Raw genomic sequence first — 14096 nt, forward strand, 5'->3', positions numbered from 1 at the left:
CCCGAAGGGCTTAGGGGTGATGGGGTGATGGGGTGTGAGGGTGATGGGGTGATGGGGTGATGGGGTGTTGGCGAAGCCTGCCCGAAGGGCTTAGGGGTGATGGGGTGATGGGGTGTGAGGGTGGGGGGTAGATCCCGTAGGGGCGGGTTTAGCTCGTGTCTACTGGGGAATCCCAAATGGGAGGCTCAAAACCCGCCCTACCCAGTGCCGGGAAATCCAAGATTGAGGTTAATTCCGTAGGGGCAATCCCTTGGCTGTGCTCAAGGAACCTCTTCCTAACATCCCCTCTTGGGAGGGGTGCCCGAAGGGCGGGGTGGGTCAGGGGTGACCGAAGGGCGGGGTGGGTCAGGGGTGACCGAAGGGCGGGGTGGGTCAGGGGTGACCGATATTGGCCCGTGGGGGGTAGGGGCGCGGTTTCCGCGCCCAATGCGGTATTGACTGGGAAATCCAGAATGGGAACCTCAAAACCCGCCCTGCCTAGCGCCGGGGAAATCCGCGAAATTTATCCCCTAGATATAGCCACCGAGAACAAGTCCTACGAGGGCTAGGAGTAACCGCACCATGATCGCAATATCCACACTGGGTCGGGTCATCAGACGGTAGAGCGCCCAGACCACCGCGCCTACGACGGCTCCCACCAACAGCGGCCAGAGACCAGGGGAGGCTGCCAGCAGTAGCTCCAGGGCTTGGCGGAAGATCGCACCTCCCCCCAACCAAATCATCAAATCCAGGGGCATCAACTGCGATGGCCCCTTTGGGCCGGTCCCTGACCATCGTCCCTCCAATATCGTGGTGAGGGCTTGCCAGAATCCCGTTACAGCGGCGATGGGCTCTGCCCAGAGGATCTGCCATGCCGCCCCACGGCTAGGACTTGGAGATCCTTGTCCCCGCCGCAGGAGGGCTGCCGTTTGGGAAGCATCCCGCTCTTGTTGGTAGAGATCCACAGCGGATTGGGTCAGCAGCATCGTGCCCTGGGGGGTTCTAAACACTCGGGCCACCCCTGCCTGTTGAATATGGCAAAACTGCTCCACGGGCCAGTGGGTCGCGAGTCCCTGGTGGCGCAATGTCCAGCCCAGACTATCGATACCGCGTTTAAAGGACTGAATTTCTACCTCCTGGGCTTGGGCCAACTCATTAATCCGGTGGGCTTGCTCCTCCAGCCGTTGTAGACAGGCCAATGCCTCTGGAGATAGGGCCGGGGGAACAGCAGCAACCACAGGTTCGGCGGCAGGCTCGGGAGTCGGCGCGGCTGTGGGGGGTGCTTCTTCGGGGGAAATAGGGGCGGAGGTATCTCCCGGATAATGGCCGGTCAGATGGGTCGTTCGCTGCCGGAGAGCGGCGACCGTTGCTCCCAGATCGACCTGAGAGGCTGCCCCCTTAGGGAATCCTTGTCGAGGATTGGCCCACAGCAGTCCCGTTTCACTAGGGGGGGCCTTCTGCTGTAGGGCTTGCATACGCTCATGGAAAGCAGCAGCAAGGGGCGTATCAGATGAAGCCATGGCATTTACCCATCAGGACAGGGGGACTAAAGGCTAATTAAATACAAATGTACTACAAAAAAACCAAAATGCAACCCTTTTGTTCGTAATGCAGTCTAGAAACACCTAGTATTCAGAGGATGGGCCGCTGACTCATTCCGGCTAGGGGCTAGTACACCGCCAGGATGGATGAACGATCGGCAACTTCTCGCTGGGGGATACTAAACTCTTGTATTCACCGATCTCGTATCCGTTGAAATTTCTGTTGAAATTTCTCTGAATAAATTTATGATTTACCCTTTTCGGGAAACTTCGCCTGATCCCCATCGAGAGGAAAAGGCCACTCTCTGGGCTAACCGCGATCGCGGGCTAGCTCGGGTTCCCTTTCTCAGTGTGCGCTCCTGTAGCTACCACATCCTGATGGCCTTGGTCTTGGGAGGACAGGTATTGGTCCGGGTACTGCGGGGGCGAGTTCAGCGCCATCGGGTGATGGAGCACATGGTGGCAGCAGGCCCTGGAGCCCTGGTGCCCGTACTCCTCACCAATTTGTTTGCCGGTATGATTTTTGCCATCCAAACCGCTCGGGAAATGGAGCGCTTTGGGGTATTGCAAGGGTTGGGCGGTGCTTTTGCCCTGGGATTTTGTCGAGAGCTAGCCCCCATCCTCAGTGCAGCCATCTTGGCGGGGCAAGTGGGCTCAGCCTTTGCCGCCGAAATCGGCAGTATGAAAATCACGGAGCAAATTGACGCCCTCAAGGTGTTGCGAACCGACCCTATCGACTACCTAGTGGTGCCTCGGGTGTTGGCCTGCTGCATTATGCTGCCCATACTCACCATGATGGGATTGGTCCTCGCGGTAGGAGGCGGTGCCTTTATTGCCCATCAGCTTTACCACCTGGAGCCATCGGTGTTTATGGAATCTGTCCAGACCCTCTTGGAACCGGCTGATCTATTGGCGGTGCTGATGAAGTCGGTCATTTTTGGGGCCATGACGGCGTTGTCGGGTTGCTGCTGGGGATTAACCACTACCTGTAGTAAAACCCTAGGCCGCGCTGCCACTTCTGCTGTGGTCACCACCTGGGTCTCCCTATTTGTCGTGGATTTCTGTATCACCCTTATGCTGTTCCAGGGTATCAAGCTGAACTATTAGGGGGTGTCAACTCAAAGCGGGACAAATCTCCTGGGGAGGAGTTAGGAGCTAGAATTCAGTACCCTCCTGGATTCTGACTCCTAACTCCTGAATTCCTCGGACCGCGCCCCTACCCCTTTCTTGAATGCCGTTAGGCTATACACCCCAACATCTCGCCTACCACAAGAGATTGCCCCTACGGATGGAACTTTGCTTTTATGCAAATCCTTTGTAGTGCCTCTTCTTAGGGACAGGGGTGCTGCTGCTCTTCATTACTTCTCTTCAATGTAAAGGCGATAGCTAGGGGTGTCTTGAGCACGATAGGCCCCTACCCAGATGCGGTAATTGCCGGGGAGCCATTCCCCGCCAATGGCTGGGTCATAGCCGTAGGTGTCGTCGTTGCACCAAGTTCCCCCTGGACCTGAAATGACTAGGGTGGTGTCTTGGGCGCTTGCCACGCGGATTTCTAGGTTGGGGAACCGATCTTCCAGGGTGATGCGTTGATGGGGTTCACGGCTGATGTAACCCAGACAGGGGCCTGTGGGGGTGGTGCTAACACCGACAATGGAGACCGCTGAATGGGGACCGCCCCCCTGCCCTCGCAGAATGGTGGGGTTGGGTGAGAAGCCCGATCCCAAGGACAATGATTGAGACTCGTTTGCGATCGCAGTTCCTGTTAGGGCTGCGATCGCGGCCAGCAGCCCCAGCCCTCGGCCCCCCCAACGGCAGGCCATCATAGCGGTATCGCGACTATAGCTTTGTCCCATCATCACAAAATTGTCCTCCGACACGACAATGGCAAAGAGACATCGACTGGTGTCTATATCTGCATGGTGCCACAGTCCCCCCAGATGAAAGGCGTGGCGAAAAGTTCCAAGGCCCACAGTGCTAAGGCCCACAGTTGCAAGGCCCACAATGCTAAGGTCCACAGTTGCAGCGTCAAAAATAGCCAAGGCATAGGAAGCGCGTCCCCATGCCCTGACCCAGAAGATTGTTCAATAGTGGAATAGGCTAATGGCCTATAGCTTTCAGCAGAATAGGCTGCTCTTTGGATCGTGAAAGACGCTAACGCCCGGTGGCTCCCGGCAGAATGGGCTGCTCCACCGATTGACGGAAACTCTCCACATCATTTTCGTCGTAGCCAATAGGGAGAATCGCGACCACATTCTCGTGGGGGCGGGGAATGATCACCCAGGTTTCTAGAATACCGCCAGGGGCATTCTCTGCCGCTGCTACCCCGGCTTCCATCGCCGCCTTCACCTCTGAAACGTCGCCGCGAATATTCACGACAAACCGAGCACTCCCGGCCCGAATGTAGCCCACCAAGGTCACGCGCCCCGCCTTGACCATGGCATCCGCCGCCGCAAGTACGGGGGGAAACCCTCTTGTCTCTAGGGAGCCCACTGCCTGTGCCATTGCCGATCTCTCCTAAGTCCTGAATAAATCCTTCGGTGCAAGCTTTATTGTATGAGTCTGGGGAGCATCCGCCGCGATCGCAGTCTGCTTTGTTGCCTTCCCGCTAAATCTTCACCTTCCGTCAGCCTTGTTCACAGCCCAGATCCATGAATCCACCGATCCAAATGCTCTTATAGCGGTTCCCTAATGGATGAGGTACAGCTCAACTTGATGGCAATTCGGGGAACAAGGGGCTTAAGCCCCTTGCCTGTACTTAACCCGAGTGAGAACCGCTATATATCCCCAGGTTCAAATTCATAACGCAAAAAAGCGCCCCCTCGGGGGCGCTTTTTAAGTCATGGACTGAGTCAGAGACTAGCCGATGATTTCAGGAGCCTGAGCCGCAGCCAAGTCCAGAGGGAAGTTGTGAGCATTGCGCTCGTGCATCACTTCCATACCCAGGTTGGCGCGGTTGATTACGTCAGCCCAGGTGCCAATCACACGACCCTGAGAGTCGAGGACAGACTGGTTGAAGTTGAACCCGTTCAGGTTGAACGCCATGGTGCTGATACCCAAGGAGGTGAACCAGATGCCGATGACGGGCCATGCACCTAAGAAGAAGTGCAAGGAACGGCTGTTGTTGAAGCTGGCGTATTGGAAGATCAAACGACCGAAGTAGCCATGGGCGGCAACGATGTTGTAGGTCTCTTCTTCTTGGCCAAACTTGTAGCCGTAGTTCTGAGATTCGGTTTCGGTGGTCTCACGCACTAGGCTGGAGGTCACCAAGGAACCGTGCATGGCGGAGAATAGGGAACCACCGAATACACCCGCTACACCCAACATGTGGAAGGGGTGCATCAGAATGTTGTGCTCTGCTTGGAACACCAACATGAAGTTGAAGGTGCCGGAGATACCCAGGGGCATACCGTCGGAGAAGGAGCCTTGACCCAAGGGATAGATCAGGAACACTGCGGAAGCCGCTGCTACGGGAGCAGAGTAGGCGACGCAGATCCAGGGGCGCATTCCTAGGCGGTAGCTCAGTTCCCATTCACGACCCATGTAGCAGAAGACGCCGATGAGGAAGTGGAAGATGACGAACTGGTAGGGGCCACCGTTGTACAGCCACTCATCTAGGGAGGCAGCTTCCCAGATGGGGTAGAAGTGCAGGCCAATGGCGTTGGAGGAGGGAACAACAGCTCCGGAGATGATGTTGTTGCCATACATCAGGGACCCGGCGACGGGCTCACGGATGCCATCGATGTCTACGGGGGGAGCCGCGATGAAGGCGATGACGAAGCAGGTGGTGGCAGCGAGCAGGGTGGGGATCATCAACACGCCGAACCAGCCAATGTATAGGCGGTTTTCGGTGCTGGTCACCCACTGACAGAACTGCTCCCACAGGGAAGCGCTTTCGCGCTGCTGTAGTGTCGTTGTCATGATGAATGATTCCTTACGGAAAGTTGTGAATGTATTTACAAGGTCGGAATTCCGCCCCTGTGTTGACAATATTAACGAAGATGCTGAGTTTTGTAAAGGAATCCTCAGGTGAGTCTCACATGGGGTCTCGCTCTATTGGCCTGTCAAATCTCCCTGAAGGAAGGGGTTTCAGATGATCGAGGCTACGGAGGAAATGGGTAGATGCGATCGCGAATATTTCTTTGACGGCTATAAGATTTACAGTTCTCCACAGGTTTTGGGGCGTTAACCTGAGAGCATCGTTCCCCAGTCCTACATATTTGCCCTGCCCTAGATTTCCGGCTGAGACAACATCGCCATGCCCTCGACCCCCCGTCGCTTGGTCACCTACAGCCCCGCCATTACCCTGGTGCCCACCTATGAATGTTTCAATCGCTGCCAATACTGCAACTTCCGGGTGGACCCAGGGCAGGATGTCTGGCTTTCTGAAAATGATGCTCGGGCACAATTGCAAAAAGCGCGATCGCAGGGCGCAATTGAAGCTCTCATCCTGAGTGGAGAGGTCCACCCCGCCAGTACCCGTCGTGCCCCTTGGCTTCAGCACATCTACCGCCTGTGCGAACTGGCGTTGGCGATAGGGCTGCTGCCCCACACCAATGTCGGGCCTTTGAGCCGAGAAGAAATGGCCCAACTCCAGCAGGTCAATGTCTCTATGGGGCTGATGGTGGAGCAGGTGACCCCCCGCCTTTTACAGGGGGTTCATCGCCATGCCCCCAGCAAGGATCCAGACCTACGACTAGAACAGTTGGAGCAGGCAGGGCGATTGGGGATTCCCTTCACTACGGGGTTGCTGTTGGGGATTGGGGAAACAGTGGCGAATCAGGACGATACCTTAACGGCGATCGCCTGCTGTCATCACCGCTGGGGCCATATTCAAGAGGTGATTTTGCAGCCCTACCAGCCCGGTCACCAAGATACCCATGAGCCGATGGGCTATGGGGCGGCGGCTCTGGTAGCGGCGATTGCCCGCGCCCGTGCCCTATTACCCGATGACATCACGCTGCAAGTGCCCCCCAATCTGTTGTCTTCCTCCCAGTTTCTGATTGCTGCCCTCGCAGCGGGAGCCCGCGACCTAGGCGGTATTGGCCCCATTGATGAGGTCAATCCTGACCATCCCCACCCCACCATTGCGGCCTTGGCCCAAGATCTTGACGCCGCTGGCTGGCAGATCCAGCCCCGGCTACCGGTCTACCCTGCCTATGATGGTTGGCTAAACCCGGCCCTAGGCCAAAGGGTCCGGCAATGGCGACAACACATCGCAACAAAGACCTCCGAGGTTTTGAAAACCTCGGAGGTCTAGACCCGGAAAGGGTTTGCAGTTTGTAGGATGCGTTAGCGAAGCGTAACGCATCATTGCTGGTTTTCCCGGCTGGTTTTCCCGGCTGGTTTTCTGGTTGATGCGTTACGGCTAGCGCCTAACGCATCCTACGGAACACTGGGAACGAGACTATTCGACAAATTCTGTTTCTTCGCCTTCTATCATGGCTTGAGCTAGACCCACTTCTTCTAGGGCATCGAGAACAATGTCATAAAAGATTTCACGCTTTTGTTGCAGTAGTTCGACGAGTACTTCAGTTAGAAGTTGTTTGGTCTTTTCGTCATCAAGAATGAGTTGCATAGGAGGTGCTGATGGGCGGTGCCTATCAGGTTAGTGGATTTTACCCCTGGTGGGCGTTCTGGGTGACGCGATCGCGATCGCGGTAGAGGTGTGTGCCCTGGTGCCCCGGCAGAGTCACCTGAGGAGTTCCCAGCCGGAGGCTAGGAACCAGGAAATGGGAGGCGGGGGTGCAAAGGGGACGGGTTCCTAGGAACAGCCTGGTTGGGTGGGGAAGATTGGGGATGAGGAACCCGTCCCCTGGCTGGGCGCAGCAGGAAAGGGTTGGTTAAGCTGGCAAGGACAAGCGATCCTGTACAGGGGACACAGGGGACTGGCTGGGCGCAGCAGGAAAGGGTTGGTTAAGCTGGGTCGCCCTACGGTTGACCCAAGCCTACGGGGGAGGGGGGAGGGCGTTGAGTCGTCCTTGGAGGGGTTCGTATTCGTCTTCGAGGAGCCAGGTTTCGGCTTCTTGGTAGGTGGCGCTGCTGAAGATGAGTTTGTGGTTTTCTGCTGGGTTGTGGATGCGGCAGGTGCCGGTCTTTTCGCCGAGAAGGAGCAAGATGTAGGGGGGCGAGAGGAAGGGGTCGATCCAGACTTCGAGGAAGTCCCAGTCGGGTTTAGCTGGGGCGAGATCTTGGGATGACGTGGTATCGGTTTCCTGCATTGATTTTTATCTCTCCATAAAACAGGGGTGTGATGGAGCGATCGGCTAGGAGCCAGGGTGGATTTGTAGGATGCGTTAGCGAAGCGTAACGCATGGTTGCTGGTTTGCTGGGCTGGGCTGCGGGTTGATGCGTTACGGCTAGCGCCTAACGCATCCTACGGAAGGCTGGATTCCCTCTGGTGCCCTGGGCTCTGCCTGGGCACTAGACCGGGAGGCTCTGCCTCTGGGGCTCTGGAGGCGGAGCCGCCAATGGGGGTTCCCAGCCGGAGGCTAGGAACCAGGGTCAAAGGCTAAGCGCTGGCGGCATCGGCTTGGATGCGGGTGAGGATGGCTTGGACGGTAGCGGCATGGGGGGAGCCGATGCGCTGGAAGATGGCGAGGGACTTTTGCAGATAGGGGAGGGCTGGGAAAGGGGACAGGTTCCTGGAAAGCAATTGGATGGTACGGCAACGTGACCGTTTAGGAACCTGTCCCCTGGCTGGTCTACACCTGTTTCATACGCTGCACCCGCTCCAGCACCTTGCGAACACCCGCAGCGTCCGGTGACCCAATTTTTTCGTAAATTGTTACCGACTCTTGCAACTGGGCAATCCCTCGATCCACCTCACCCCGTTGGGCAATCAGTTCTCCCAGGAAAGACAGGGTGCTGGCTTTGCCCTGGGCATCCCCGATGCGCTCCTTGATCGCTAAGGATTGCTGGTAGAGTGCGATCGCACCTTCTACATCCCCCTGGTTCGCTTTCAGAATTGCAATACAGTGCAGGGTGGCGGCTTTGCCCTGGGCATTACCGATGCGCTCCTTGATCGCTAAGGATTGCTGGTAGAGTGCGATCGCGTCCTCGACCTGCCCCTGGTTCGCTTTCAGTATGCCCATTCTGTGCAGGGTGCTGGCTTTGCCCTGGGCATCCCCGATGCGCTCGAAGATCTCTAAGGATTGCTGGTAGAGTGCGATCGCGTCCTCCACCTCCCCCTGGTTCGCTTTCAGTCTGCCCATTCCGTGCAGGGTGCTGGCTTTGCCCTGGGCATCCCCGATGCGCTCGAAGATCTCTAAGGATTGCTGGTAGAGTGCGATCGCACCTTCTACATCCCCCTGGTCCGCTTTCAGTCTGCCCATTTGGTGCAGGGTGGCGGCTTTGCCCTGGGCATCTCCGATGCGCTCTTTGATCGCTAAGGATTGCTGGTAGAGGGCGATCGCGTCCTCTAACTCCCCCTGGTTCGCTTTCAGGTTGGCGAGATATAGGTAAGCAGTTGCTTTTAACCCTGCATCAAAACCCTTGTTCAGCAGCAGCGAATTCTGAAGCCGTTCTTCTGCAACGGTGATTTGCCCCAATCCAGTCGCTAGATATCCGTGCCAGGTGAGGTATTTAATCCGCAGGGTCAAGTCCCGTTTCGTTTCCGGCTGCCATTCAGGTTTGGAGAAAACCTGAGCCGCCAGGGCCAGCGCCTCTTCTGCTTTAAGCAGTTCCCCCGCAAAGCACTGGACAATGCCCAGTTTCGTCAGGGCTTGGGCGGCGATGCGGAGGTCGGCTTTGCAGCGGTGGGCTTGCAGCGGGTCAAATTCCTGGGCCAGTTTTTCCAGTAGCTTGATGCGCTCCTGCCGCTCCAGTTGGCTGGCGCTGCCAAGCATCTTCTGGGCATGGAGAGCGTAGATCGAGGCTTCATCGCTGCGTTCCTGGCTAGCGGCGATGCGAAATACCCCCGACTGCCAACTCCAAAAATCCGGCGCAAACTTATTCACCCGCTGAATGGCGTAGCTGGGCAGGCACAACAGCACCGGGTAGGGTACCGACTCAATCCAGGCATCCCGCACAAAGTTGAGGTCTTGCAACAGGGGCGGGTAGTCGCCAAACAGGCCGATCGCGTTTTCTAGCCCCTTGACCATAATCACCCGCTTTTCTACCAGCAACAGCGACACTGGGGGCGGCAACTGCTGAATCTTTTCCTCTAGGGCATCCTTCAAAAAGCGCAAATTAGGGTCGTCAAAATTGAAGACGTGGAACTGCACCATGGCGCATTCTGACCGTTTCCGCAGCGCCTTGATTACGTCATCTAGGTCTTTTGTAAAATTGATTTCCAGAAACCCCAGGGTGAACCCTTCCGCAAAGTCAATAAAGCGGGCTAGCTCGTCCAGCGTCTCCTGGTTTTGGGCCAGCCATGGGCTCACCGCCACCGGCTCTGGCAGGGGCGGCGCTGGGGTTTTCGGCGCACCTTGCTTAAAGAAGTTGCTGAAGTGCATCGATCTGCCTCACGAGGGGATTCACATAGAGCCAGCGGCGGGTGGTGTCGTCTCCTTCCTCATATTCCAACACCGTAATGTTGAAGAGCATCGACTGCATCATCGCCTCTGCTTCCGGCTCAGCGGGCATGGCCTTGGTGCGGCACACCTGGGCCAGCACCGGGTAATGCTCGCGGGGGATAAACCGCTCAAAATTGTTCTTTTCCTTTGCCGCTGCGCGGGTGACATCCTCAACGGTGATCTGTGGCCCCCGCGCCAGCAGACAGGTTTGGCGCATCAGTTGCATCAGTTGGCGCACATGGCCGCCGCTGAGCTTCACCAATGCCATCAACGCTTCCCGACTGGCAAACAGTGTCTCCACATCCACCCGCTTAGCCAGCAGTTCCACCAGCGCAGTCAACCCGGTATCACGGTAGACCAACTCCATCGCGTCTGGATCGTACTGGTAGATATTGACCATGGGCATCACATTCAGATTGCCAAAGGCGTTGCTGTAGTTGCCGCCGGAGTAAATGACTGAAATTGGCACCGTGTAGACCAGCACGGTCTGGAGTTCCCGCAGTTGGTTGGCATATTTCAGAAACAAATGCTCCCCCACCTGGGGCGGCACTCGATCCAAGTTGTCAAAAATCAGCAGAAACCCCTTGCAGTTAGGCTTTTTGGTGGTGAGTTGGCTGTAGGCATCCTTGAGCAGGGCATTGGTGTTGTCCCGCAGCCGGGAAAAGCCCTGTTGCAAGTTCTCCCGCACCGTGCGCTTGTAGCTGTCTGAGCCCTTGATTTCGCTCAGCAGCTTCACCGCCAGCTTAAAGATGAACGGAAACTGCTGCCCCGCCTCCGCTTCGGCCCCTAGACTGACGGACTTGGTGACCGACTCCTCGCTTTCCCCGGTGATTTCCTTAAACCAATCTTCAAATGCCTTCAGCAGCTTGGCGTTGGGGCTGAGCCCCCAACTGTGGAGGGCTTGGGTGATGTATTTGATGATGACCAGATAGATGTCTTTGTAGTCGGCATCGTTGATGTCCAGTTCATCGGTGGCGCGGACGTAGATTACTTCGTAGTTCAATTGCCACTGCTGCTCCAGTCGCCGCAGTTCGGTACTTTTGCCGCAGCCCCGATGCCCGGTGAAGAGAATGGCGGCGGGTTCTCCTGGGTCCAAAAAGTCCAGTTCCCGACTCACGCTGTCAATGGCGGCTTCATTGCGCACCGCTGACAGATCTACCCGATAGCGGTTTAGCGCTACTCCGGTGAGTGCGCCCAAATTGCACAGCCGAAATGCCTGCTTTAGGGTCTTGGCGCGGTAGTCGGTGGCTCTGCTAGCCATGGCGGTTACCCCTGTGCGGCAGTCGGCTCCATTGTTCTGCTCCATTCTAAGTTGTAGGATGCGTTAGCGAAGCGTAACGCATGGTTTCTGGTTTGTTGCTTGATGCGTTACGGCTAGCGCCTAACGCATCCTACTGAAGCGACGTTGTAGTTGTAGGATGCGTTAGCGAAGCGTAACGCATGGTTTCTGGTTCGTTTCTGGCTTGTTGCTTGATGCGTTATGGCTAGCGCCTAACGCATCCTACTGAAGCGACGTTGTAGTTGTAGGATGCGTTAGCGAAGCGTAACGCATGGTTTCTGGTTCGTTTCTGGTTTGTTGCTTAATGCGTTACGGCTAGCGCCTAACGCATCCTACGGGAGCGACTTTGAATTTTGAATTTTGAATTCCGCGTAGCGGTACTAGCGATCGCTGAGCAGACCCAGAATGGCGCGGGGGTTGTCCAACTCCCCCACCAACCGCCGTAGAGGTAGCGGCCACACCCGCACTAGGGTAGGCGTCGCAGAAATCTGATCCGCCTCCGCCTGTTCGGGATGTTTCGAGACATCGATGACCTTCAAACTGTAGGGACGGTATCGGGAGGTTTCTAAAACCTCTTGAAGGGTTTTGAGGATAGGTTCGGTCAGGGCAGATTGGCTAGAGACAAAGAGCCGGAGCACCGGACCAGAGCTATGAATTTGGGGTGTTTCCGATAACACGGAGGCAAAGGCTTCGGGGGCTCGCTCCTGGGAAATATCGAGCACCAAATCATGATCCACCCATAACTCGGAGAACTGGTTCCGATAGGTGGCAAGGACTGCCGGACTGCTAATCTCGGGGTTGGGATATACCGGCTGCCACTCCACATCCCCCAAGCCAAAGATGCGATTGAGTAAACCCTGATAGCGCCAAACCTGGGGAGCGGCTTCCGCGACGACATGTAGCCCTTGGGTGGTGGGAGAACGCCAGCAATCCACCGTAGCAGCATAGGTCGGTACCAAGAAGTGGGGCGGTGCCGACAGGGTCAAATATTCTTGAAGTGCCGCGCAGAGGTTGACGTGCCACTGAGATCGCTTCTGCTCATCGCGGCAATAGACCAAATCGCCCCCTGGGGTAAATAGGGCAATGCCCTTAAACTCCGAGGAGCGATTTGAGATTTCAGTTTCGGAACTTGTCACAGGCTTAGACTCGACCCCGCAGCATCTGGGCCATTTCGTTTTGTCGGGGAGATTCTTCGAGGGCAACTTCCTCGGTGATCCGTCCCGACTCATACAGGGTATAGAGGGACTGGTTCATCGTGACCATGCCATCAAAGCCGCATTTGGGCATGAGGGCTTCCACCTCATCTAGCTCACCCTTGAGGATATAGTCCTTGATGGCATCGGTGTTGATCAGGATGTCGTGGTAGGCGGCGCGTTTGCCGTCAGTCGTGCGACAGAGCCCCTGGGCAATGACGGCGACGAGGGCTTCCGCCAAGGACACTCGCACGGGAGCTTGCTGCTCCGGCTCGTACAGGTTCAGAATCCGTTCTACGGTTTTCACGGCGCTATTGGTGTGCAGGGTTCCCATGACCAAGTGCCCCGTTTGGGCTGCTTTGAGCGCTGTGTTGACGGTTTCCTTATCCCGCATTTCCCCCACTAGGATGACATCGGGGTCTTCCCGCAGGGAGGCTTTGAGGGCACTTTCAAACTTGAGGGTATGACGGCCCACTTCCCGCTGCTTGATCAGGGATTTTTGGCTAGTGTGGACAAATTCAATCGGATCCTCAATGGTGACGATGTGCTTGGCCATCTCCTTGTTCATGTAGTCGATCATGGCGGCCATGGTCGTGGATTTACCCGAGCCCGTTGGCCCCGTGACTAGGATCAGACCCTTGTGGTAGTGGCAAAGATCCTTAAACACAGGCGGCAGACTGAGTTGCTCCATGGTCAAGATCTTGGTGGGGATCAGGCGGAGCACCATGGCAGGCCCCAGCAGGGTGTCGAAAATATTGATCCGAATCCGGGAGAAGTCGAACTGGGCCGCTCCGTCAAAGTCGAAGGTTTGCTTGAACTGCTGAATCTCCTCCGGCTTGAGGACTTCCTCCAACCAGCCATAGAACATGGCTTCAGTGATTTTGGGGTAGTCGGTCATGGCGATCTCACCGCGATCGCGGAATCGAGGCACTTCCCCTACACCGAGGTGAACGTCGGAAAATCCCTTGTCGAAGGCTTCCCGGACGATTTTCTCCAGGCTAATGCTGCCCTTGGCCGGGGTGGCACCGGGCATGGGGGGCGGCGGGGCAGAGCGGTGTCCCGGTGGCGGGGGCGGGGGCGCAGCGCTGGGGGGGGGCGCAGCGGGACGAGTACCCGCAGCAGCCGGAGGCCGTCCCGGTGGCGGGGGTGGGGGCATACGGGGCGGAGCGGGAGGACGTTGGGAGGACTCGGCAGACATAAGGATGCTTCCCGTACTAAATAACAAGGAGATAGAGAAGAGAAATGACGCGCAAATCGCTGTGGGTCAGGGCAATTTCTAACCCCCTCTGACCCACCCTGACATCATGGGATGCCGACAGGTAGAGACAGGGAACTGGGGCCAGACTCGGATCGGGGAGACCGGGTAAACGAAACGGACCGCGATCGCAGTACCTTAACCCTAGATGCCACTGTCCCCAATGATCCATAGATTTCCCAGATGTGCAAGGGAGACGAAAGGCAGGCCCAGATATTTTTGCCCAGTCCCCTACCCAGTCCCCTCGGGTGGCGGTGTCCCAGGCTAGGCCCAGGGCCGGTTACGGACCGGAAGGTCAGCCCATCCATAAAATTTCCAAAATCCAAAATTCCCGAA

General features: G+C 56.7%; 15 protein-coding genes. 3 read left to right on the forward strand and 12 right to left on the reverse strand.

Translation table 11 applies throughout. From position 1 onward, the window contains the following. Window positions 1–509: 509 nt before the first annotated feature. Complete coding sequence (locus LEP6406_RS0219795) at window positions 510–1499, reverse strand: hypothetical protein (protein ID WP_008318338.1); 990 nt, start codon at window positions 1497–1499, stop codon at window positions 510–512. A gap of 267 nt (window positions 1500–1766) precedes the next feature. Between LEP6406_RS0219795 and LEP6406_RS0219800 the strand changes: the two genes are divergently transcribed. Next, window positions 1767–2627 (forward strand): MlaE family lipid ABC transporter permease subunit, encoded by an 861-nt coding sequence (locus LEP6406_RS0219800; RefSeq protein ID WP_008318334.1) that lies wholly within the window; start codon window positions 1767–1769, stop codon window positions 2625–2627. Window positions 2628–2878: 251 nt separating this feature from the next. Here the strand turns inward: LEP6406_RS0219800 and LEP6406_RS28975 are convergent, their stop codons facing one another. From LEP6406_RS28975 to psbA, 3 genes are all read right to left on the reverse strand, one after another. After that, window positions 2879–3520, reverse strand: a complete 642-nt coding sequence (locus LEP6406_RS28975; protein ID WP_008318331.1) for a hypothetical protein — start codon at window positions 3518–3520, stop codon at window positions 2879–2881. 151 nt (window positions 3521–3671) lie between these two features. Continuing rightward, window positions 3672–4022 carry a carbon dioxide-concentrating mechanism protein CcmK gene (locus tag LEP6406_RS0219810; protein WP_008318328.1) on the reverse strand — a complete coding sequence of 117 codons (351 nt, stop codon included), beginning with the start codon at window positions 4020–4022 and terminating at the stop codon, window positions 3672–3674. Window positions 4023–4376: 354 nt separating this feature from the next. After that, the gene (psbA, locus tag LEP6406_RS0219815) at window positions 4377–5438 is read right to left on the reverse strand and encodes a photosystem II q(b) protein (RefSeq protein WP_027269284.1); all 1062 of its coding nucleotides are present in this window, start codon (window positions 5436–5438) and stop codon (window positions 4377–4379) included. 337 nt (window positions 5439–5775) lie between these two features. On the opposite strand from psbA, the gene cofG reads away from it, so the two are divergent. Next, the gene (cofG, locus tag LEP6406_RS28980; protein ID WP_008315885.1) at window positions 5776–6777 is read left to right on the forward strand and encodes a 7,8-didemethyl-8-hydroxy-5-deazariboflavin synthase subunit CofG; all 1002 of its coding nucleotides are present in this window, start codon (window positions 5776–5778) and stop codon (window positions 6775–6777) included. Window positions 6778–6924: 147 nt separating this feature from the next. Here the strand turns inward: cofG and LEP6406_RS33635 are convergent, their stop codons facing one another. Further along, on the reverse strand, window positions 6925–7095 hold the full coding sequence (locus LEP6406_RS33635) for a hypothetical protein (protein WP_008315887.1): 171 nt from the start codon (window positions 7093–7095) through the stop codon (window positions 6925–6927). Window positions 7096–7144: 49 nt separating this feature from the next. Here LEP6406_RS33635 and LEP6406_RS33035 point away from each other — a divergent pair, with 49 nt between their 5' ends. Continuing rightward, complete coding sequence (locus LEP6406_RS33035) at window positions 7145–7285, forward strand: hypothetical protein (RefSeq protein WP_155834728.1); 141 nt, start codon at window positions 7145–7147, stop codon at window positions 7283–7285. A gap of 180 nt (window positions 7286–7465) precedes the next feature. Here the strand turns inward: LEP6406_RS33035 and LEP6406_RS0219830 are convergent, their stop codons facing one another. From LEP6406_RS0219830 to LEP6406_RS0219855, 7 genes are all read right to left on the reverse strand, one after another. After that, window positions 7466–7738 (reverse strand): hypothetical protein, encoded by a 273-nt coding sequence (locus tag LEP6406_RS0219830; RefSeq protein ID WP_008315889.1) that lies wholly within the window; start codon window positions 7736–7738, stop codon window positions 7466–7468. Continuing rightward, a complete protein-coding gene (locus tag LEP6406_RS35705; protein ID WP_409978145.1) occupies window positions 7692–7832 on the reverse strand; it encodes a DUF6972 family protein in 141 nt (46 codons plus the stop codon). The genes LEP6406_RS0219830 and LEP6406_RS35705 overlap by 47 nt, the downstream gene beginning before the upstream one ends. A 196-nt stretch (window positions 7833–8028) precedes the next feature. Beyond that, the gene (locus LEP6406_RS33040; RefSeq protein ID WP_155834729.1) at window positions 8029–8172 is read right to left on the reverse strand and encodes a hypothetical protein; all 144 of its coding nucleotides are present in this window, start codon (window positions 8170–8172) and stop codon (window positions 8029–8031) included. A gap of 49 nt (window positions 8173–8221) precedes the next feature. After that, window positions 8222–9973 (reverse strand): tetratricopeptide repeat protein, encoded by a 1752-nt coding sequence (locus tag LEP6406_RS0219840; RefSeq protein WP_027269285.1) that lies wholly within the window; start codon window positions 9971–9973, stop codon window positions 8222–8224. Beyond that, window positions 9951–11294, reverse strand: coding sequence for an AAA family ATPase (locus tag LEP6406_RS0219845; RefSeq protein WP_027269286.1), 1344 nt, complete (start codon window positions 11292–11294; stop codon window positions 9951–9953). Before LEP6406_RS0219845 ends, LEP6406_RS0219840 begins: the two co-directional genes overlap by 23 nt. A gap of 398 nt (window positions 11295–11692) precedes the next feature. Then, on the reverse strand, window positions 11693–12448 hold the full coding sequence (locus LEP6406_RS0219850) for a circadian clock KaiB family protein (RefSeq protein ID WP_008315508.1): 756 nt from the start codon (window positions 12446–12448) through the stop codon (window positions 11693–11695). A gap of 4 nt (window positions 12449–12452) precedes the next feature. Further along, entirely contained in the window at window positions 12453–13703 is a 1251-nt protein-coding gene (locus LEP6406_RS0219855; protein ID WP_027269288.1) for a type IV pilus twitching motility protein PilT, read from the reverse strand. Window positions 13704–14096: the final 393 nt, after the last annotated feature.

Origin of the sequence: Leptolyngbya sp. PCC 6406 (assembly GCF_000332095.2) — a bacterium.
Lineage (GTDB): Bacteria > Cyanobacteriota > Cyanobacteriia > Phormidesmidales > Phormidesmidaceae > PCC-6406.